The organism is Microbacterium suaedae, from assembly GCF_003254645.1.
Taxonomy (GTDB): Bacteria; Actinomycetota; Actinomycetes; order Actinomycetales; family Microbacteriaceae; genus Microbacterium; species Microbacterium suaedae.
The window spans coordinates 508,633-529,297 of record NZ_PNFD01000001.1; the positions used below are offsets into that span (position 1 = coordinate 508,633).

The 20,665-nt window shown below is 69.4% G+C and carries 19 protein-coding genes and 1 tRNA gene; 10 read left to right on the forward strand and 10 right to left on the reverse strand.

Features of this window, described 5'->3' with window-relative positions:
• Positions 1 to 18: 18 nt before the first annotated feature.
• Positions 19 to 579, forward strand: a complete 561-nt coding sequence (locus C0012_RS02250; RefSeq protein ID WP_110588392.1) for a thioesterase family protein — start codon at positions 19 to 21, stop codon at positions 577 to 579.
• On the opposite strand, the gene C0012_RS02255 is transcribed toward C0012_RS02250, so the two are convergent.
• Entirely contained in the window at positions 580 to 1,164 is a 585-nt protein-coding gene (locus C0012_RS02255; protein WP_110588808.1) for a helix-turn-helix domain-containing protein, read from the reverse strand.
• 59 nt (positions 1,165 to 1,223) lie between these two features.
• On the opposite strand from C0012_RS02255, the gene C0012_RS02260 reads away from it, so the two are divergent.
• The 3 genes from C0012_RS02260 (at position 1,224) to C0012_RS02270 (ending at position 4,612) form a co-directional block, all read left to right on the forward strand.
• Positions 1,224 to 2,195: an NAD(P)/FAD-dependent oxidoreductase gene (locus C0012_RS02260; protein ID WP_110588391.1), complete on the forward strand. Its 972-nt coding sequence runs from the start codon at positions 1,224 to 1,226 to the stop codon at positions 2,193 to 2,195.
• A gap of 48 nt (positions 2,196 to 2,243) precedes the next feature.
• The gene (locus tag C0012_RS02265) at positions 2,244 to 3,500 is read left to right on the forward strand and encodes a low temperature requirement protein A (RefSeq protein ID WP_198411041.1); all 1,257 of its coding nucleotides are present in this window, start codon (positions 2,244 to 2,246) and stop codon (positions 3,498 to 3,500) included.
• Positions 3,501 to 4,003: 503 nt separating this feature from the next.
• Positions 4,004 to 4,612: a dihydrofolate reductase family protein gene (locus tag C0012_RS02270; protein WP_110588389.1), complete on the forward strand. Its 609-nt coding sequence runs from the start codon at positions 4,004 to 4,006 to the stop codon at positions 4,610 to 4,612.
• A 13-nt stretch (positions 4,613 to 4,625) separates the two neighbouring features.
• On the opposite strand, the gene C0012_RS02275 is transcribed toward C0012_RS02270, so the two are convergent.
• From C0012_RS02275 to C0012_RS02285, 3 genes are all read right to left on the reverse strand, one after another.
• Positions 4,626 to 4,698: transfer RNA gene (locus C0012_RS02275), tRNA-Thr, on the reverse strand.
• Positions 4,699 to 4,788: 90 nt separating this feature from the next.
• Positions 4,789 to 6,345 (reverse strand): alpha/beta hydrolase, encoded by a 1,557-nt coding sequence (locus tag C0012_RS02280; RefSeq protein ID WP_110588388.1) that lies wholly within the window; start codon positions 6,343 to 6,345, stop codon positions 4,789 to 4,791.
• Entirely contained in the window at positions 6,342 to 7,502 is a 1,161-nt protein-coding gene (locus tag C0012_RS02285) for a DNA polymerase III subunit delta' (RefSeq protein ID WP_110588387.1), read from the reverse strand. Before C0012_RS02285 ends, C0012_RS02280 begins: the two co-directional genes overlap by 4 nt.
• 82 nt (positions 7,503 to 7,584) lie before the next feature.
• Here C0012_RS02285 and C0012_RS02290 point away from each other — a divergent pair, with 82 nt between their 5' ends.
• Both C0012_RS02290 and C0012_RS02295 read left to right on the forward strand, forming a co-directional pair.
• Complete coding sequence (locus C0012_RS02290) at positions 7,585 to 7,791, forward strand: ribbon-helix-helix protein, CopG family (protein WP_110588386.1); 207 nt, start codon at positions 7,585 to 7,587, stop codon at positions 7,789 to 7,791.
• Positions 7,788 to 8,162, forward strand: coding sequence for a type II toxin-antitoxin system death-on-curing family toxin (locus C0012_RS02295; protein WP_110588385.1), 375 nt, complete (start codon positions 7,788 to 7,790; stop codon positions 8,160 to 8,162). Before C0012_RS02290 ends, C0012_RS02295 begins: the two co-directional genes overlap by 4 nt.
• Here the strand turns inward: C0012_RS02295 and ispG are convergent.
• The gene (gene ispG, locus C0012_RS02300; RefSeq protein ID WP_110588807.1) at positions 8,152 to 9,282 is read right to left on the reverse strand and encodes a flavodoxin-dependent (E)-4-hydroxy-3-methylbut-2-enyl-diphosphate synthase; all 1,131 of its coding nucleotides are present in this window, start codon (positions 9,280 to 9,282) and stop codon (positions 8,152 to 8,154) included. The two genes, C0012_RS02295 and ispG, sit on opposite strands and share 11 nt — an antisense overlap.
• A 231-nt stretch (positions 9,283 to 9,513) precedes the next feature.
• Here ispG and C0012_RS02305 point away from each other — a divergent pair, with 231 nt between their 5' ends.
• The gene (locus C0012_RS02305; RefSeq protein ID WP_110588384.1) at positions 9,514 to 11,457 is read left to right on the forward strand and encodes a chorismate-binding protein; all 1,944 of its coding nucleotides are present in this window, start codon (positions 9,514 to 9,516) and stop codon (positions 11,455 to 11,457) included.
• Positions 11,458 to 11,711: 254 nt separating this feature from the next.
• Positions 11,712 to 13,124 carry a phytoene desaturase family protein gene (locus tag C0012_RS02310; protein ID WP_110588383.1) on the forward strand — a complete coding sequence of 471 codons (1,413 nt, stop codon included), beginning with the start codon at positions 11,712 to 11,714 and terminating at the stop codon, positions 13,122 to 13,124.
• A 144-nt stretch (positions 13,125 to 13,268) separates the two neighbouring features.
• Here C0012_RS02310 and C0012_RS02315 read toward each other — a convergent pair whose 3' ends face one another.
• The 4 genes from C0012_RS02315 to C0012_RS02330 all read right to left on the reverse strand — a co-directional run bounded on the left by C0012_RS02315 (position 13,269) and on the right by C0012_RS02330 (position 18,272).
• Positions 13,269 to 14,561: a M50 family metallopeptidase gene (locus C0012_RS02315; protein WP_110588382.1), complete on the reverse strand. Its 1,293-nt coding sequence runs from the start codon at positions 14,559 to 14,561 to the stop codon at positions 13,269 to 13,271.
• 7 nt (positions 14,562 to 14,568) lie between these two features.
• Positions 14,569 to 16,152, reverse strand: a complete 1,584-nt coding sequence (locus C0012_RS02320; RefSeq protein ID WP_110588806.1) for a Mur ligase family protein — start codon at positions 16,150 to 16,152, stop codon at positions 14,569 to 14,571.
• A gap of 70 nt (positions 16,153 to 16,222) precedes the next feature.
• Entirely contained in the window at positions 16,223 to 17,308 is a 1,086-nt protein-coding gene (gene dxr / locus C0012_RS02325; RefSeq protein ID WP_110588381.1) for a 1-deoxy-D-xylulose-5-phosphate reductoisomerase, read from the reverse strand.
• A 4-nt stretch (positions 17,309 to 17,312) separates the two neighbouring features.
• Positions 17,313 to 18,272: an FKBP-type peptidyl-prolyl cis-trans isomerase gene (locus tag C0012_RS02330; RefSeq protein WP_162621796.1), complete on the reverse strand. Its 960-nt coding sequence runs from the start codon at positions 18,270 to 18,272 to the stop codon at positions 17,313 to 17,315.
• 142 nt (positions 18,273 to 18,414) lie between these two features.
• Here C0012_RS02330 and C0012_RS02335 point away from each other — a divergent pair, with 142 nt between their 5' ends.
• On the forward strand, positions 18,415 to 19,167 hold the full coding sequence (locus tag C0012_RS02335; RefSeq protein ID WP_232527744.1) for a lysophospholipid acyltransferase family protein: 753 nt from the start codon (positions 18,415 to 18,417) through the stop codon (positions 19,165 to 19,167).
• 7 nt (positions 19,168 to 19,174) lie between these two features.
• On the opposite strand, the gene C0012_RS02340 is transcribed toward C0012_RS02335, so the two are convergent.
• Complete coding sequence (locus tag C0012_RS02340) at positions 19,175 to 19,639, reverse strand: OsmC family protein (RefSeq protein ID WP_110588378.1); 465 nt, start codon at positions 19,637 to 19,639, stop codon at positions 19,175 to 19,177.
• Between the two features lie 20 nt (positions 19,640 to 19,659).
• Here C0012_RS02340 and C0012_RS02345 point away from each other — a divergent pair, with 20 nt between their 5' ends.
• Positions 19,660 to 20,661, forward strand: coding sequence for an asparaginase (locus tag C0012_RS02345; protein ID WP_110588377.1), 1,002 nt, complete (start codon positions 19,660 to 19,662; stop codon positions 20,659 to 20,661).
• Positions 20,662 to 20,665: the final 4 nt, after the last annotated feature.

Below are 20,665 nucleotides of genomic sequence, written 5' to 3' on the forward strand. Positions count from 1 at the left end.
TCGATAGCATCGAGCCTCGTGAATGTTCTCTGGCGCACACTCCTCGTCCTGCTGCGCGCGAAGCGGATCCGCCGCCGCGATGGCCTCCTCCCCCTCGACGCAGTCTCCTCCGTGACGCTCACGACGCTGCCCACAGACATCGACCTGCTTCGGCACATGAACAACGGCCGATACCTGTCGCTGTTCGATCTCGGACGCTGGGACATGACGACGCGCACGGGCCTCGCCGAGGCGTTCCGCCGCAACCGCTGGTACGCGGTCGTGTCGAGCGAGACGATCACGTTTCGGAAGTCTCTTCAGCTCTGGCAGCGATTCGACGTCGAGACCCGGTGGGTCGGCCACGACGAGAAGGCCCTCTACCTCGAGCACCGCGCGACCGTGGACGGCGAGGTGTACGCCCGCGCGATCGTCCGCGTCCGCGTCCTGCGCCGCTCGGGCGGATCCGTCTCCCATGAGGAAGTCTTCGCTGCCCTCGGCATCGACATTGACCTGCCGAATGTCGATCCGTGGATCCACGACTGGGCCGCCGCATCGGCGCTCCCGAGCACACGCAGCCACGCCCCGAGCATCTGGGACTGATCATCCGGACGATGCGCGAAGGTGTGCGCGCTCGCCCTGCTTCCCGAACAGCGACAGCACCTCGACGGGACGACCGTCGGCCGATCCGATCGAATGCGGCACGTGCGTGTCGAACTCGGCCGCCTCGCCCGGCCCCATGACGATGGTCTGCTCGCCGAGTCGCAGGCGCAGATTCCCGCTCAGCACATAGAGCCACTCATACCCGTCGTGGCGCACGAGAGGCGCGTCCGGCGCGCCGTGATCCGTGCGCACACCGGGATAGATCACCTTGAACGCCTGCAGCGCCCCGGTGCGTCGCGTCAACGGGATGTAGGTGATCCCTCGCCGCACCACCGGCTTGATGTGCACCCGCGGATCGCCCGTCTCCGGGGCACCGACGAGTTCGTCGAGCGTGACGGCGTAGGCGCGGGCGAGCGGAAGCAGCAGATCGACCGTCGCGCGCCGCTGCCCACTCTCGAGGCGTGAGAGCGTGCTCGAGGAGATGCCCGTATCCCGCTCGAGCTCCGCAAGGGTCAGCCCCCGCTGCGTGCGGATCGCCCGCAACCGGCGTCCCAGCGCGGCCGTCACGCCGTCGTCGTCAGTCATGTTTGCCATTCTGGCAACTTTCCCTGGCGATCTGCGCGATCCCGACGCACTCTCGAACCATGAACGAGATCACAGACGTCGCCATCATCGGGGGCGGCCCCGCGGGTTTGCAGGCCGCTCTCACGCTGGGCCGAATGCACCGCACCGCGATCGTGTTCGACTCCGGCTCTTACCGCAACGACCCCGCAGACGCGATGCACAACCTCATCGCACACGACGGTCACTCGCCCGCCGAGCTCCGAACCGCGGCACGCGCCGACGTCGGCCGATACGACACCGTCCGCCTCCTCGATGCGACCGTGCAACGGATCCGCGGCGAGCGCGGCCGTTTCGAGATCGAGACCGAGATCGGCAGATTCCTTGCGGGGCGCGTGATCCTCGCGACGAGCATGCGCGACACGCTCCCCGACATCCCGCAGATCGGATCCGTGTTCGGCTCGGCCGCTGCCCACTGCCCTTTCTGCCACGGTCACGAATACGCCGGCCGCCCGCTCGCGCTCATCGGCCCGGGCCCGTTCCTCGAACACATGTCCGCGCTGATGTCGCCCATCGCATCGTCGCTCACGGCGTTCCCGAACGGTGCCCAGCTCGATACCGACATCGCGCACCGACTCGACCGGCTCCGCGTCGACATCGTCGAGGATCCAGTGCGCGGTCTCGAAGATGTCGCGGACGGCATCGACATCATCGTCGACGACGGGTCCGCGGCGCACGAGAACGCGCGCCTCCGCTTCGGCGGCGCCCTCGTGAAGATCGACTCGACGCCGGCCGCCCCGCACGCGGAACAGCTCGGCGTCGAGGTCTCCGAAACGGGCGGAGTCCTCGTGGATCCCCTCGGACGCACGAGCGTCGCCGGCGTTTACGCGGCCGGCGACATCGCGCACAACCGCGGCACGCCAGCGCCGATGTCGGCTGTCTGGAGCGCGATCGCCACCGGCGCGGCCGCCGGCACCGGAGTCGTGAAGGATCTCGCTGACGAGCTCCTCACGAGTCTTGATACGGGCACGGGCCACGTCGATGCATCCGCGTGACGGCGGCGCCTCTGCGCGTTCGCCGTCGCACGAAGTACTCTGCGGAGCGTGACTGCCGACCCGCTCCACCACCACCTCCGCAGGATGACCGGCCGCGATCCGCACGAGCGCGGGCGCGTCGCGAACACTCTCGAGCTCCTGTTCGACCTCGTGTTCGTGATCTCGTTCGCCCAGGCGGCGAACGGCCTCGCCGCGCAGATCCACCACGACAACACCGCCGGTGGACTGATCGGTTTCGGTTTCGCGATGTTCGCCGCGATCTGGGCGTGGATCAACTACACCTGGTTCTCGTCCGCCTTCGATACGGACGATTGGCTGTTCCGCTCGACGACCGTGCTGCAGATGGTCGGCGTCGTCGTGCTCGCCATCTCGATCCCGGCCCTCTTCGCTTCGCTCGAGGAGGATCCGACGGGCGCGACACTCGACAACACGGGAATCGTGCTCGGATACGTCATCATGCGCGTCGCGATGCTCATCCAATGGCTGCGCGTCGCCGTGCAGAGCACCGAGCATCGGCCGACCGCCCTGCGATACGCGACGGCGCTCGCCCTGGCACAGATCGGATGGGTCACGCTCGCGTTCATCGACACGACACCCCTGGCCATGCTCGTCGGATCCATCGTGCTCTACATCGTCGAGCTGTCCGGTCCCGTCATCGCGGAGCGTCGAGGCCGGACGCCCTGGCATGCGCACCACATCTCCGAGCGTTACGGCCTGCTCATCATCATCGCCCTCGGCGAGAGCGTCGTCGGCACCGAGGTCGCTGTCAGCACCGTTCTCGAGACCGCCGGGTGGACGCTCGATCTGGGGGTCCTCGCCCTCGCGGGGCTCAGCATCGCTTTCTCGCTCTGGTGGCTGTGGTTCCTGCTCCCCGCCGGGGAGGCGCTCCACGCGCGACCGTCCCTCGCCTTCCCGTGGGGCTACGGACACATCGCGATCTTCGCGGCGATCGCGGCGATCGGTGCCGGGCTCCACGTCGGCGCCTACGCGATCGAGGATCCCGAGCACGTCGACACCGTCGGCGCGCTCCTCGCCGTCGCCGTTCCGCTGATGATCGCCCTCGTCGGCTTCGAGGTCATGCGCGCCATCCTCATCGGCTGGGCGCACGCGCGCGCCGAGATCGGCGCCATGCTCGTGTCGGTCGCGCTCATCGTGAGCGCCGTCGTCCTCGGCGGTCTGGGCGCACCTCTCGTGGTGAGCCTCGTGATCATCGCGCTCGCGCCCATCGTGCAGATCCTGTCCGACGAGATCTGGGGACATCGTGCGCGGGCTCGCGCCCTCGCTCATCTCGGAGCGTCGACGTGACGACCGCGCCCTCGCGCCTGTCAGATTCTCGTGGCGCCGCGTCGCCTCGGCGCGTCACGTCGAAGCTGTGAAGGATCCTGCTGACGACCCGTGACGAGGGAAAGCGACTCGTCGTCCCCGCGACCGCGGCACCTCTCCGCGTTCGCGGAGTCCGGCGAGGCGCCGCCCGTCAGAGGCGGGCCCGCCGGAGGTGCCGCCAGAGGCCGTTCCACAGGTCGTGACGACGATGCGCGCGGGCACGCTCGTCCGCGACGTCCATGCGAACCCGTGCCAGGAAAAGCTGGGAGCTCCGCTCATCGTGCGTCGATGCCCAGAGACCGTCACCGGTCATCTCCACCACCCCCTCGTATGGCCAGGACACCACGCGTGCGCCGGCCCCACAAGGGGGCGTGCTGAGGTCGCCGCGAGGTGCCGCGCCTCGTACGCGCGAGGCTCTACCCTGAGCCGGCCGCCTGCGTTAGAGTCGCGGCGACCGTCGACGCCGAGAGAGGGAGCTGACACACATGCTGCTGTTGTCGATGGGCGTCTCCGTCGATGGCTACATCTCCGACCGCACGGGTGATTTCCACTGGGGCACCCCGGACGCGGAGCAGTTCGCCTTCCATCTCCGGGAGGTCAGCGCGTTGCGCGGACTGATCCTCGGGCGCCGCCTCTACGAGACGATGCGGATCTGGGAGACGGATCCCACCTTCCCGAGCACGCCGGACGAATCCGCCTTCGCAGAGGCATGGACGGCCCTCCCGAAGCTTGTCTTCAGCCGCACGCTGAGAGCCGTCGAGGGGCTCGCGCGGATCGCGACGGGCGACTACGAGGAAGAGATCGCGGCGTTCATGGCCGAGGTGGGCGGAGATGTCGAGATCGGCGGACCGGACGTGGCATCGCAGGCGATCGTCACCGGCCTCGTCGATGAGTTCCGGATCTTCCGCAGCCCGATCATCGTGGGCGGCGGCACGCCCCTCCTCCCACATGTCGCGGATCCGATCCCGCTCGAACTCGTCGAGACACGAACGTTCGCTTCGCGCATCGTCTACGAGCGCTACCGGCGCGCGGAGCGTTCCGGCAGCGCGCCTTCCGCGCCGAAACACGACAAAGGCCCCCACCCCGAAGGGTGAGGGCCTGACGCCGAGCCGCCTGTCGGAATCGAACCGACGACCTATTCATTACGAGTGAATCGCTCTGCCGACTGAGCTAAGGCGGCGTCTCGCGCCGCGTGAGCGGCACGATCGTCTATATTACTCGACCCCTCGTGCTGGCGCGAATCGAATGCACGACCCGGGCGTGCCGCAGCTCAGCCCGGCTGACAGACAAGCCCTTCCTCCGGCACCGTGCCTTCGACGAGGTACTCTTCGACCGCGTCGTCGACGCAGTCACTGCCCGCCTGATAGGCCGTGTGTCCCTCGCCCTCGTAGGTGACGAGCGTGCCGCTCGAGAGCTGTGCGGCGAGCGCCTCCGCCCAGGCGAACGGCGTCGCCGGGTCTCCCGTCGTGCCGATGACGACGATGGGGGCGGCCCCCTCGGCGTGAATCTCCTCGCGCTCGCCCGTAGGCGGGAAGGCCCAGAACTCGCAGACATCGGCCCCCATCATGTACTGCCAGGTGACCGGCGCCTTCTCTTCCAGCTCGCGCTCCTGAGCTTCGGTCATCTCGCCCTCGGTCGGGTAGTCCATGCAGTTGTATGCCTGGAACGCCTCCGTCGAGTTCGAGGTGTACACGCCGCCCTCGCGGCCGTTGTAGAAGTCAGCGAGGAACATCGCGCCGGTCGGGTCACCGTCCAATGCCCCTGCCAGGGCGTCCGTGAGGTACGGCCAGTTCTCCTCGCTGTACAGGGCAGCGACAACGGCGGTCATGAGCGCATCTCCACCAAGCTCTCGGCCATCAGCCGATACGAGCGGCTGACGATCGAGGGAGGCGAGCAGTGCCGAGATCTCGTCAAGCGCCTGCTCGACCGTGCCACGGAAAGGACACGTCGTTCCCTCGAGACAGCTCGCGAGATAGGTGCGCAGAGCCTGCTCGAATGCCTCGACCTGCGTCGCTCCGACCTCGCTTCCGGGCACCGAGGGATCCAGGGCGCCGTCGAGCACGAGGCGACCGACATTCTCGGGGAACAGCTGCGCGTACGTCGCTCCAAGGAACGTGCCATACGAGTACCCGAGATAGGTGAGCTCACGGTCTCCGAGCACGGCGCGCAGCAGGTCCATATCGCGCGCTGCCTGCTCGGTCGTGATGAACTCGAGCAGATCTCCCGAATTCTCGGCGCACGCGTCGGCGAAAGTTTCGGCTGCCGCCTCCTGACTCTTCTCCCACGTCGACGATCCGCGTTCGCCCTCCGGGATGTCGTAGAGAAATGCGTCCATCCCCCGCGTGTCGAGGCATTCCACCGGCGTCGAACGCGCCACGCCGCGGGGGTCGAAACCAACGAGGTCGAAGTTCTCGGCGAGTCGCTCGCCGAGGCCGCCGTATTCGAGGGAAGAGAACAGGAGATCGATGCCCGAAGCCCCCGGGCCGCCGGGGTTGAGGAGAAGCGAGCCCTGCGGATCGAACGGCCGCTCGGCCGCGCGCGCGATGCGCAGGTCGATCTCGCCCGCTTCGGGGGCGTGCCAGTCGAGGGGCGCCGTGACCGTCGCGCATTCGACCGGCTCACTCGTCGTCGGACGCTCACAGGCCTCCCACGCGAGGGTCTGCTCGTAGAACGGGAGCAGTTCGTCGGCCACCCCGTCAAGGACGGGCCCGGATTCCTCTCCCGCAATCTCGACGGAGAACGGATTCGCGCAGGACACCGCGAGGCTCGCGGCAACGAGGGCCGCGGAAGCCGCAATGAGACGACGGATTCGGGTGCGGACGTTCACGGTTTCCTCCCGCTGACGATCGTGATGAGCAGGCTCTCGAGAGCCAGCGTCGGCTGCACGTTGTGCCCGAGAGCGTCGCGCGTCTCCGAAAGGTGATCGAGCACGGTGAGGGCGCGCCCCGGGGCCCACCGCTCGGCAGTCTCGCGCATCTCGTCGATGTACTCGGCGTTGATGATCCCCTCCGTGCGCCCGAGCTGCAGCAACGCGATGTCGCGGAACAGCGATTGCATGTCGGTGAGCACGCGATCGAGGCCGTCGCGGACGCTTCGCTTGGCCCGTTTCTCCTGATCGTCTTTCAGTGCGTTGAGCTGCGATCTGACCGCCGGAGGGACCTTGGCGCCGTCGGCCACGCCCACCGTGCGCAGCAGCTCCGCACGCTCGGCCTCGTCGCGCTCAGCCGTCAGCGCCTTCGCGTCGTCGTTCGCCGCCTGCACAATGCGCCCGGCGACCGCGACGACATCTCCGATTCCCCGCACCCGCAGGACGTCCCGCAGGGTCTCCTCTCGGCGCGCCCGCGACGCCTCGTCGGTCGCGAGGCGCTGCGCCATGCCGATGTGCCGCTGCGCATGACGCGCCGACTGTTCCGCCACGGCCGCGTCGACCCCTGTGCGTTCGACAAGCAGCCGCGCGACGTCGTCGACCTCAAGCTCACGCAACCTCAGTGTGCGCACCCGCGAGCGAATCGTCGGCAGCAGGTCGGCCTCGCTCGGGGCGCACAGCACCCACACGGTCTGCTCGGGCGGCTCCTCGAGTGCCTTGAGGAGCACGTTCGACGTGCGCTCCGTCATGCGGTCGGCATCTTCGACGACGATCACGCGATACCGGCCGACACTCGGTGCATAGTACGAGCGCTCGACGATGTCGCGCGCCTGGCGGATCGTGATGATCACGCCCTCGGTGCGCAGCTGGGTGAGGTCGGGGTGGGTTCCCGCGAGCACCTGCTTCATCGTCGCGACATCGTGTTCGCCCTCCGCGATGAGGGCCGCAGCGAAGGCCAGCGCGAGCGTCGATCGGCCGGATCCCGGTGGCCCCGTGAGCAGCCATCCGTGCGCGAGCTGCTGCGGATCCGTCGCGGCTCGCCGCAGCGCAGCGACGGCGTCATCCTGGCCCAGCGCGTCGCCCCACGGAACGGCGGGAGCGGTCGTCGTGAGGGTCATGCTCTCAGCCTACGGCGATCCCCTGACACGGAAGCGCGAGGAGCCCCTGGTGAGCGTGATACCACTTTGATACCGTCGCGTCATGGCCATGACACTCCGCCTCCCGCCCGAGCTCGACTCCGCCCTCGACGCGATCGCCGCGGCCGAGCACATGTCGAAGCACGCCCTCGTGCTCAGCGGCATCGAGGAGCTCGTGCGGCAACGGCTACAGCGGGCGCGTCTCCGCGCCGACTTCGAGCGCCTGCGCGATGAGGAAGCTGAGGTGCTTCGAAGGCTCGAAGACGCATGATCGAACACCTGACCGATGAGGACGCATTCGCCGTCGTCGAGTGGTTGGGCTTCCATGTGCGCGACGCGGGCCTGCTGAGCTCCGCGATCGCCCGCCCTCGGGCAGGCTTCGCCGGCGAAGACGTTTACCCCACGCTCCACGCCAAGGCGGCCGCACTGCTCGAGTCGCTTGCGCGGAACCCCCCCCTGTACGACGGGAACAAGCGAACGGCGTGGATGCTCACGCTCGCGTTTCTCTCGAGGAACGGCGTGCGGCATACGATGACGGCCGACGAGGCGTTCGAGTACGTCATCGGCGTCGCAAGCGGCGAGGTCGGCCTCGAGCAGTCGACATCCTGGCTCGAGAGCCACCTCGAGCCGCTCAGGCCGTGATGACCTGCGCGGTCCCGGGGGCGGCGTCCGCCCCCATCTCGTCCGCGAGGCGGTTCGCCTCCTCGATGAGCGTCTCGACGATCGCCTCCTCGGGAACCGTCTTGATGACCTCGCCCTTGACGAAGATCTGCCCCTTGCCGTTTCCGCTCGCCACACCGAGATCGGCATCGCGCGCCTCGCCCGGCCCGTTCACAACGCATCCCATGACGGCCACGCGCAGCGGAACCGTCATGTCCTTCAGCCCCTCCGTCACGCGATCAGCGAGAGAGTAGACATCGACCTGAGCACGACCGCACGACGGGCACGACACGATCTCGAGCGTGCGCTCGCGCAGGTTCAGCGACTGCAGGATCTGGTGGCCGACCTTGACCTCCTCGGCAGGAGGGGCCGAAAGCGAGACGCGGATCGTGTCGCCGATCCCCTCCGCGAGCAGGATGCCGAACGCCGTGGCCGACTTGATCGTTCCCTGGAACGCGGGGCCCGCCTCGGTCACGCCGAGGTGCAGCGGCCAGTCACCGCGCTCCGCGAGAAGGCGGTATGCCTGCACCATGACGACGGGGTCATTGTGCTTGACCGAGATCTTGAAGTCGTGGAAGTCGTGCTCTTCGAAGAGTGACGCCTCCCACACGGCCGACTCGGCGAGCGCCTCGGGCGTCGCCTTGCCGTACTTCTCGAGCAGGCGGCGGTCGAGGGATCCCGCGTTCACGCCGATGCGCAGGCTCACGCCCGCGTCTTTCGCCGCCTTCGCGATCTCGCCGACGCGGTCGTCGAACTTGCGGATGTTGCCGGGGTTCACACGCACGGCGCCGCAGCCCGCGTCGATCGCCTCGAACACGTACTTCGGCTGGAAGTGGATGTCGGCGATGACGGGGATCTGGCTCTTCATCGCGATGATCTTCAGCGCCTCGGCGTCTTTGTCCGTCGGACACGCGACGCGGACGATCTCGCAGCCTGACGCCGTCAGCTCGGCGATCTGCTGCAGCGTCGCGTTGATGTCGTGCGTCTTCGTCGTGGTCATCGACTGCACGCTGACGGGCGCGTCACCGCCGACCTTGACCTTGCCCACGTCGATCTGGCGCGACTTGCGGCGCGGGGCGAGCGTCTGGGGCGCGGAGGGCATACCGAGGTTCACTGCTGGCACATCGCCCAGCCTACGCCGCCCGACCACGCGCGGGAGGCGCAGTTGCAGGGATCCTCAGGGACTGTGTAGCGTCAGAGGCGTGTTCGCGAACGTCTCCTGGTGGCCCGCTTCCTAGGCGGACCGTTTCGCGACCCATCGACAAACGACCGTCTCCTCCGGCGGTCGTTTCGTGTATGCGGGGCCGCCGCCCGGCCCTACGAAGTGAGTCCCATGCCTGACAATCCCGCCAACTTTCTCGCGGCCCTCGCGGCCGACCCGCGGCAGTCTTTCGCGCTCATCGCCCGCGACGGCGCGGCGACGGTCGAGGTTCTGACGGGTCCCATCACCGACGTCGAGCGACTGGCCGATATCCCGTTGAATGGCGCCGACGGCACCCCGCACGAGGTCCTCGCGATGGTGCCGTTCCGTCAGGTCGCTGAGCGCGGATTCGAGGCGCACGACGACGACGCGCCCTTGCGCTGCCTCATCGTCGACGAGCGCCGCACGCTCCCCGCCGAGGATGTCCTCCGCGCGCTCCCCCACGACGAGATCCCCCTCCGCGACGCGGGATTCGACATCGATGATGACCGCTACGCCGAGATCGTGCGCACCGTGATCCGCGACGAGATCGGCCGCGGCGAGGGCGCCAACTTCGTCATCCGACGCGACTACACCGCCGACGTCGAAGCGGATCCGCGCGTCGCCGCGCTGACGTGGTTCCGAGCCCTGCTCGAGCACGAGCGCGGCGCGTACTGGACCTTCGCGGTCGTCACGCCCGACCATGTCGCCGTCGGCGCGAGTCCCGAGGCGCACGTCACCGCGACGAGCGACGGATCCGCCGACGGCCGCGTGGTCGAGATGAACCCCATCTCGGGAACCTTCCGGCACCCCGCGGGCGGCGCGACACCCGAAACTCTGAGCGCCTTCCTCCGCGACACGAAGGAGACCGAGGAGCTGTTCATGGTCGTCGACGAGGAGCTCAAGATGATGAGCGCCGTCTGCAGCGACGGCGGCCGCATCACGGGCCCCCATCTCAAGGAGATGTCGCGACTCACCCATACCGAGTACGTGCTGCGCGGCCGCTCTCACCTGGATCCACGGGACATCCTGCGCGAGACGATGTTCGCACCGACCGTGACCGGATCGCCCATGCAGAACGCGTGCGCTGTCATCCGCCGACACGAGGAGAAGCCGCGCGGCTACTACTCGGGCGTCGCCGCCCTGTTCACGCCTCGCGACGGCGGGCACGACCTCGACGCGCCGATCCTCATCCGCACGGCCTACATCGAGGACGGACGGCTCCGGGTCCCCGCGGGCGCGACTCTCGTCCGGCACAGCGACCCGTACGGCGAAGTCAGCGAGACGCACGGGAAGGCCGCGGGCGTACTCGGCGCCATCGGGGCGATCCCGCGGGCCGTCACGAGCGTCGCGGGCGTCGACGAGGACGCTCCCGGATCCGCCCCCGCGCGCCTCGCCGACGACCCCGAGATCGCCGAGCTGCTCGCCTCCCGGAATGCACGGCTTGCGCGATTCTGGCTCGACGACCAGTCGCACCACGCGCCCGCCGCGTCGCTCGCCGGACGCCGTGCGCTCGTGATCGACGCGGAGGATCGCTTCACGACGATGCTCGCGCACCAGCTGCGCCGGCTCGGCCTCGACGTCGAGATCGCACTCTGGAACGAGGCCTCCGACTCCGACGTGGATGCGGCGGAGATCGTCGTGGCCGGCCCCGGCCCCGGGGATCCCCTCGACGACGCGAACCCGCGCGTGCGGCGTCTCCGCGAGATCGTCGCGCGACGCCTCGACGTCCGCGCGCCGCTGCTCGCCGTCTGCCTCAGCCACCAGGTGCTCGCGACGCGCCTCGGCATCGCCATCTCGCCGCTCGACAGCCCCCACCAGGGGCTGCAGCTCACGGTCGACGTGTACGGAGAGCCTGCCGCGATCGGGTTCTACAACACGTTCACGGCGCGCGTGCAGCCCGGCGTCGGGCGGCTTACGCCGAGCGAGAACCGTTGCGGCGCCGTCGGCGACGTCGAGATCGCCGCATCGGAGACGGGCGACGTGTACGCGCTGCGCGGCGCCGGATTCGCGAGCGTGCAGGGCCACCTCGAGTCGATCCTGTCGCGCGACGGCATCCGCACGCTCGAGCGGCTCGTGACGCACGCCCTCGACTGACCGCCGCAACACAACGCAGTCAATCCGAGCGGCAACTGCCGGTTTCGGCCCCAACCGCCCCATTCCACGCCAGATCGACTGCGTTGTGTTGCCGCGCGACGGGAACCGCCCCGCGGGCTGCACTCCACCTATGCCCTCGCCTCCCCAACACAACGCAGTCAATCCGGACGGCAACTGCCGGAATCTGGCTCCCGGGGCCCAGGCGACGCCGGATCGACTGCATTGTGTTGGGGGAACGGCGGTAGCGTGAACCCGTGAGCTCCTTCGACGTCGACGCCGTGATCGTCGGATCCGGCCCCAACGGCCTCGTGGCCGCCGTCACCCTTGCGGAGGCAGGGTGGCGCGTCGTCGTCGTCGAAGCGCAGGAGACAGCGGGCGGCGGACTGCGCTCTGCCGAGACGACTCTGCCCGGGTTCCGGCACGACCTCTGCGCCTCGAACCACCCGATGGCGATGGCGAGCCCGGCGTTCCGGGCGCTCCGCCTCGAAGACGAGGGCCTCACATTCGCGCAGTCAGACGTCCCGCTCGGCCACGCGATCCGGCCGGGAGAGTCCGGGATCCTGCGCAGGGACGTCGACGAGACCGCCTCCGGCTTCGGCGACGACGAACGCCTCTGGCGATCCGTCATGGGAACGTTCGGCGCGCGGTGGCGCCAGCTGGGCCGCGCGATCGGCGACCCGTTGCGGCCGACGCCCGATCTCATCGCGCTCGGTGCGACGAGCGTCTGGCCCCTCCCCTGGATCCTGCGAGCCCTCCGCGACGAGCGCTCACGCGGCGTCCTGGCGGGCCTCGCGGCGCACTCGATCGTCGATCTGCGCCGCCCCGCCGCCGCCCTCGTGGGCGTTGCGCTCGGCGCGCTCGCGCACGGCGTCGGATGGCCGGCCGCAGTTGGCGGCACACAGTCGATCGCCGACGCACTCCTCGCTCGGCTCGCGTCCCTCGGGGGCGAGCTCGTCACCGGCACGCGGGTGACGAGCATCGACGACCTCCCGAGCGCACGCGCCGTGCTGCTCGACACGTCGCCGCGCGACGCGCTGCGAATCGCCGGCCACCGCTTCACACCGTCATACGCGAACGCCCTGCACCGCATGCGCTACGGCGCGGCCGTCTACAAGGTCGACTGGGCCCTCGACGCTCCGGTGCCCTGGGCGGATCCCGCGCTCACCGAGGCCGGTTTCATCCACCTCGGCGGCACGGCCGAGCAGGTGATCCGGGCCGAGCGCGACGTGACCGCCGGGCAGATGCCGGACGAACCCTTCCTGCTTCTTTCGCAGGCGTCGACCGTGGATCCCTCGCGCGCTCCCGCGGGCAAGTATGCGTTCAGCGGATACGCGCATGTGCCGTTCGGCTACGACGGCGATCTCACCGACACGATCGAGCGGCGCATCGAGGCGTTCGCTCCCGGATTCCGCGAGCGGATCCTCGCGCGCCACGCCAGCGGACCGGCGGAGCTCGAGGCCCACAACGCGAACCTCATCGGCGGCGCAATCGACGGCGGCGTCCCCGATCTGCGGCAGCTCATCGCCCGCCCGCGGCTGAGCCTCACGCCGCAGGCGACGCCGGATCCCCGAATCTTCCTGTGCTCGGCGTCGACCGTTCCCGGACCCGGCGTGCACGGCATGCCCGGGCGTCTCGCCGCCCAGGCGGCGCTGCGCCGACTCGGCTGACGCGGGCGTCGGAGCGAAGCCGGCGGCACTGCGCGGACGTCGGATCCTCGACTGCGCACGACGTGTTCCCCCGGCGTGTCTCCTCCGGTCGGCGGATCGCTCCGACGGCCGCGCGGTGACCAGCCGGCGGATCCGACGCTCGCGCTACCCCCCGAAGAGGTCGACGGGGTTGAAGATGTCGGCCGCGAACAGCAGCGCGCCCATGCCGATCATGAGCACGACGACGACGAGGGTGAGCGGCACGAGTCGGGTGGCGTCCGCCGGCTTCGGGGCCGCGCGCCCTGTGAGCTTCGCGAACGCGCGCTTGATCCCGTCCCACAGTGCGACGGCGACATGCCCGCCGTCGAGCGGCAGCAGCGGGATCAGGTTGAACACCATGAGGGCGATGTTGAGGGATCCGATGAGGCTCAGCATCACGGCGACGCGATCGATCACGGGCGCCTCGATCGCCGCCACCTCGCCCGCGATCCGGCCGACGCCGATCACGCTGATCGGACCATCGGCGTCGCGCTCACCCCCCGTGAACAGATCGACCGCCGTGTCGTACAGGCGCACGGGAAGCTCGACGATGATCCCCGCGACCGCAGCCGTGTTGTCGAGTGCCTGCTCCGTGCCGGTCCAGAGCGGCTGGCGCACGCGCTCGGAGGTGGGACCGAAACCGACGAAGCCCACCTCGTCGGTGGCCTGCTCTCCCGTGTCGTCGGTGTACGTGTTCGTCGCGAGCACGGGCGTGACGCGCAGCGTCTGCTCGCCGCCGTCGCGCTCGACGACGACGTCGATCGTGTCGCCAGGGTGTGCACGGATGATCGACGACGCCTCGTCGAACGTCGACACCGTCGTGCCGTCGACGGCGACGATCGTGTCGCCGGGGGCGAGCCCCGCCGCCGCGGCGGGCGAAGCCGGATCGCCGGGCTCGCACTCCGTCTGCGTGGATCCCGCCGGCAGCACGCACTCCGAGACCGTCGCAACCGTCGTGGTCAGCTGCTGCACGCCGATGCCGCTGAACAGCACCGAGAAGGTGAGGACCGCGAGCACGAGGTTCATGAACGGCCCGCCGAGCATCACGACGACACGCTTCCACGTCGCCTGCCGGTAGAGCGTGCGATCGCCGGCCTCGGTGATCGTCTCGTCGTTCGCAAGGCGCGCGTCCTGCACGAGCGTCGACCAGATCCGCTTCTTCCGCCCTTCCGTCTCGGGGCTGGGCGGATACATACCTGCGATCGAGATGAACCCGCCGAGCGGCAGCGCCTTCACCCCGTACTCGGTCTCGCCGATCTGCTTCGACCACAGCGTCGGGCCGAAGCCGATCATGTACTGGCCGACGCGCACACCGAATGCCTTCGCGGGCAGGATGTGCCCGAGCTCGTGCAGGGCGATCGACACGGCGAGACCGACGAGCATGACGAGCACGCCGATGAGGAACGCGAGGGCGGTCATGCGCGGATCACTCGTCGGCGTAGGGGTTCGGCCACACCCGGTCGGGAGCGGGCCATCCCGCAGCGATGAGGGCGCGGCGCGACAGCTCACGCGCCGAGTACCCCCACTGGACGCCCTCGATATCGCGGTAGTTCTGGTGCCCCGGACCTGCCCAGAGGATCGCGTCACCGGGACCGGCGAGGCCGACCGCGCGGACGATCGCCCGCTCCGGCGGCGACACCTCGTGCACCTCGTGATCGGGATCCGCGTCCGCGGCGCCGTCGACGAGCGTGCGGCGAATCGACGCGGCGTCCTCATGCCGCGGGTGGTGATCCGTGATGACGACGACGTCACTGCCTTCCACGGCCGCGCGCGCCATGTCCCGCCGCTTGGTCGCATCGCGGTCGCCGTCGGCGCCGAACAGCATGATCACGCGGCCGGGCGTGACGCGTCGCACGGCGGCAAGAGTCTTCTCGAAAGCGTCGGGCGTGTGTCCGAAGTCGACGTACACGGCCGGACCTTCGGGACCTGAGACGAGCTGCGTGCGGCCAGGCACCCACGCCACGAGACCCCCGTCACGCGCGAGCGCGTCGCGGATCCGCCCCCATGCGTACCCCGCCTCGAGAAGCATCACGACGCAGAGGCCCGCGTTGGAGGCCATGTGCGCACCGATGACGGGAACGGTCGTCTCAAGCACCCGCCCTTCCGGACCGGTGAGTCGGAAGGACGTTCCGCGCTGCTCCTCCCCCGTGATCTCGACGATCCAGTCGGCCGCCTCCGCGGTGGCGCGATCGGCGGCGATGGCGGGCGTCGCGATCGTCGTGACGGGGACCTCGGCGTCGGCGACGACGCGGGATCCGGCGAGCGAATCGAGCGAGACGACAGCGCGCTTCGCGTGCGCTGCGGAGAACAGCGGCGCCTTCGCGGCGTAGTACTCCTCCATGTCGGCGTAGTCATCGAGGTGGTCGTGGCTGAGGTTCGTGAACGCCATGACGTCGAAGACCACGCCATCGACACGATGCCGGGTCACCGCCTGCGCGCTCACCTCGATCCCGACCGCCTCGACACCGGCCTCGCGCATGCGGGCGAGCTGGGCGTGGAACTCGGTCGCCTCGGGGCTCGTGAGCCCTGCGACGACCCTCTCGCCCGCGACGACCCGCTCGGCAGAGGTCGACGCACCCGCGGTCACGCCGATCTGTGTGAGAAGCCCCTCCAGCAGATGGGTGGCACTCGTCTTGCCGTTCGTCCCCGTCGTCCCGAGCAGAAGCGGAATGTCGTCCTCGGCCCGCGTGCGGTTGACCCACGCCGCTGCAGCGGGCAATGCGAGGCGCGGATCCGCGACGACGATGATCGGCAGGCCGCTGTCGGCCGCGATCTCGGCGCCCTCCGCGTCGGTGAGGACGGCAACCGCGCCATTCGCCGCGGCCCCGGGCGCGAACTCGGCGCCGTGACGGTGGGCACCGCGGATCCCCACGAAGACCTCGCCCGGCACGAGGTCCGTCGACGACAGCGTGACGCCGTTCACCGCCACGTCGACGCCTCGCAGCTCGCCGCCGAGATGCGTCGCGAGGTCGGCGAGACGCCGCGACTCGGGCCGGCGGGGGCGGAGCATCGTGGGCGCCGTCCGGCGCACGCGCGGAAGCTGGGTGAGGTCGATCTCGTCGGTCACGTCGTCGATTCTCTCAGCCGAGTTCGGAGATCAGCTGATCCGCCGTCTGGCGCGCCCAGCGCTCCGCGTCTGCGAGGGTCTCGAGGCTCAGCTCGTCGGGCGCGCTGTGGCGGTCGACGACCCGCTCGACCGTGTCGACGATGCCCGTGAACCCGATCGCGCCGTCGTGGAAGGCGTCGACCGCCTGCTCGTTCGCCGCGTTGTACACCGCAGGGAAGGTGCCGCCCGCCTCGCCGACCTGGCGCGCGAGGCGCACGGCCGGGAACGCGTCGTCGTCGAGGGGCGCGAACTCCCACGACTGCGCTGCGGTCCAATCGATCGGCACATCGACCTCGTCGAGCCGATCCGGCCACGAGAGGCCGAGAGCGATCGGCACCAGCATGCGCGGCGGACCAGCCTGGGCGATCGTCGAACCGTCGCGGAACTCGACCATCGAATGGATCATCTGCTGCGGGTGCACCACGACGTCGATCGCATCGAACGGGACATCGAACAGAAGGTGCGCTTCGATGACCTCGAGACCCTTGTTGACGAGCGTCGCGGAGTTCGTCGTGATCACCCGCCCCATCGAGAAGTTGGGGTGCCGCAGGGCATCGGCCGGCGTCACGTGCGCGAGCTCGGCCCGCGAGCGCCCGCGGAAGGGTCCCCCCGACGCCGTCACAACAAGACGGCGGACCTCTTCGCTCCGCCCGGATCGCAGCGCCTGGGCGATCGCGGAGTGCTCGGAATCGACCGGCACGATCTGCCCCGGTCGCGCCAGCCGCGTCACGAGCGCGCCGCCGACGATGAGCGATTCCTTGTTCGCGAGCGCGAGCGTGCGCCCCGCCTCAAGCGCGGCGAGAGTGGGACCGAGCCCGACGGATCCCGTGATGCCGTTGAGCACCACATCGGCCTCGACATCGCGCACGAGCTGCGCCGCTTCGTCGGCCCCGAGCGCCGTGTCGGCAACGCCGAACTCGGCCGCCTGCTCCGCGAGGACTGCGGCGTTCGATCCTGTGGCGAGGCCGACGAGTTCGAATCGCTCGCGGTTCCGGCGAATCACGTCGAGCGCCTGGGTCCCGATCGACCCGCTCGATCCGAGGACGATGACCCTGCGCATGGCGTCAGCTCGCGGCGTGCATCGTCGCGAGGATGTCGACCACGAAGACGAGCGTCTCGTCCTGCAGCTCGTGCCCCTCGGAGGATCCGTAGCCCTCTTCAGCCGGAATCACCGCGATCGACTGGGAGCCGACCTTCTGCCCGACGAGCGCCTTCGTGAATCCGGGGATGACGGCGTCGGTGGCGAACGACGTCGGCGCGCCGCGGGACCAGCTCGAGTCGAATTCGGATCCGTCCGAGCCCTTCACGCCGAGGTACTGGACGAAGACGGTGTCGCCGTCCTCGACGACTTCACCGTCGCCCTCCTTGAGTGTCGCGACCTCGGTCTCCTCAGGGGCAGAGAAATCGTCGGGCAGCGTGACGCTCGGCGCACCGTCGTCCGCAACGTCGACGATCGGCAGGCCCTCGGGGGCGTCCTGTTCGTCTCCCCATGCGGCCGTCGGCGTCGTGTCGAAGAAGTCGAGCACGTAGATCTGCGAGGCCGTCTCGGCGCCTTCCTGCGTCTGCCCGGGGTATGTGAAGGCCACGCGTGTGCCGGGCGTCGCGCAGCCGAGGAACTGGCCGAAGAGGTTCTCGGCCTCGACGGCGGCGGGAAGCGTCGACCCCTCCTCGTATCCCTCTGTGCCGAGCTTGTCGCCCGACTCGGCGTCGAACACCGTCGCTGCATACCGGATGTACTCGCCGGATTCGATCGCGTCGCCCGAGCCCTCGATGACGACCTTGCGCTCGACCTCGCTCACCTCGAGCGGAGCGTCGAACGTCGCCTCGGCCTCAGATCCGAAGTCACCGGACACCTCGACGCTGTCGATCGCGTCTCCCGAGGGAGCGGCCGCGTCGCAGAGGTCGACCGCCGCTTCGTTCGTCGACTCGTCGGCGTCCTCCGGAGATCCCTCCGACGAGCATCCCGCGAGGGCGAGAGCCGCGACGGCGGCGGTGGACAGGATCGCGAGTGAGCGCTGACGCACGAGGGGACCTCTCTTCGATGACCGAACCCGCCCATCCTGCCGCATCTCCGCTATGGATGGGCTGATTCATCCGCCCGGGGCGTGACGGGATCCGCTCAGCGGAGATTCCCGTCACGGCATGCACGGCCCGTATCCTGGAGCGATGACCGATTCCGCCTCGGAGCGCCCGCACTCCCCGAGCTGGGCGTACACCTTCGGACGCATGGCGCTCGCCCCCCTCGCCCGTGCCGTCTACCGTCCGCGCGTGGAGGGCAAGAACAACATCCCGCGCGACGGTGCCGTGATCTTCGCGAGCAACCATCTCTCGGTCATCGACTCGTTCGCGATCCCCATCGCGGCCGCTCCGCGGCCCGTCCACTTTCTGGCGAAGTCGGAGTACTTCGAGGGCCCCGGATTCGGCGGCTGGTTGTCGAAGACGTTCTTCACCGCCATCGGTGCCGTTCCCGTCCGTCGCGGGGCCGGCCAGGCGGCCATGGACGCGCTCGAACGGCAGAAGGAGATCCTCGCCTCCGGTGCCGCCGTCGCCCTGCACCCTGAAGGAACCCGCTCCCGCGACGGCCGCCTCTACAAGGGGCGCACGGGCATCGCATACCTCGCGCTAGAGACGGGCGCCCCCGTCGTCCCGATCGGCCTCATCGGGACCGACAAGGTCATGCCTGTCGGCGCGAAGATGCCATCGTTTCGTGAGCGGGTCGTCGTGAAGTTCGGCGAACCCCTCGATCTCTCCCACCACGGACCGGCGACGTCCGGGCGCGCCCGCCGTACTGCGACCGACGAGATCATGTCGGCGATCCACGCGTTGTCGGGCCAGGAGCTCGCGGGAACCTACAACGAGCTTCCTGCGCAGGGCGCCGTCGAGAAGATCAAGCGCGCGCTCCCGCACGAGCGCAAGTAGGCCTGCGTCACCCGACCTCGACGATCGGATCGACGTCGACCGGGAAGTTCACGCTGTTCGCAATGAAGCACCACTCGTGCGCATCGTGATGCGCGTCGATCGCCTGATCGATCATGCTCTCATCCGCGACGGTCACCCGGGGGTGCAGCACCACGCGCTCGAACCGCCCCGCATTGCCCTCGAGCCGCAGCGTCCCCTCCGCGGCGTCGACGTACTGCGTCACGACCACGTCGCGCGAGGTGCAGGCGTGCAGATACGACAGCAGGTGGCACTCGCTCAATGCGGCGAGCAGCATGTCCTCGGGATTCCAGCGTGCCGGGTCACCGCGGAAGGGGCGGTCGGCCGAGGCAAGGAGATCGGGCTTCCCCTCAACGCGGATCGTCACATCGCGCGCGTAGTCGCGATACCCGCTCGTGCCGGTGCCGCGATCGCCCGTCCAGGTCGTCGTCAGCGCGTATCGGTGGCTCGCCATGGGGATGAGTTTAGGGTTGTCTGGTGCCCACCGCAGCGACGTTCCCCGCATCCCAGGCCGCCGAGCTCGCCGTCGTCGAGCGCGGCGGATTCATCGAGTCCCGTCATATCGGATCGGCGATCGCGATCTCGCCCGACGGCGAGATCGTGCAGTCGCACGGCGACCCGTCGGCGCTCATCCTGCCGAGATCGTCGCTCAAGCCCCTCCAGGCGATCGCCTGTGTGACCGCCGGCGCGACCCTCGATCACGAACGGCTTGCGATCGCCACGGCGAGCCACGATGGCACGGATCGCCACGCCGACCTCGTGCGCGACATGCTCACCGAGATCGATCTGAGCGAAGACGATCTGCTATGCCCGCCGTCATGGCCCGGGAACTCCGAGACACGGCACGAACTCGTCCGGGACAGGGCCGAGAAGGCTCGGATCCGGCACAACTGTTCCGGCAAGCACGCCGCCATGCTCACGGCGTGCCGCGTGAACGGGTGGGACACGGCGAGCTACCTCGACCCGTCGCATCCCCTGCAGCTGCACATCCGCGAGGTGGTCGAGCGCCTGACGGGGACGAAGATCGCCGGAACCGTGACGGACGGCTGCGGGGCCCCGGTCCACGCCATGTCGCTCGAGTCGCTGGCTCGCGGTCTGCACCGCGCCGGCACTTCGTCCGAGCAGTCGCCGTTCGCTCTGCACCGCGTCGCCGCTTCGCTCCTGCGGGCCGTGCGCGAGAATCCGTGGGTCGTCGAGGGACCGGGCGGCGACGACACCGCGACGATCGAACGCTTCGGCGTGTTCTCGAAGAAGGGCGCGGAGGGCGTGCAGGTGATCGTCGCACCCGACGGCACAACGGTTGCCGTCAAGATGCTCGACGGCTCGAACCGTGCCGGATCCCTCGTGGCCCTCGCGCTTCTCGCGCGTGCGGGCGCGGTATCGGTGCAGGAGGTCGCTGAGGCGGCCGCCGAGCGCCCTGGCCTGCGCGTGCTGGGCGGCGGAGAGCCGGTCGGGATCATCCGCTCGGTGGTGTGACGCC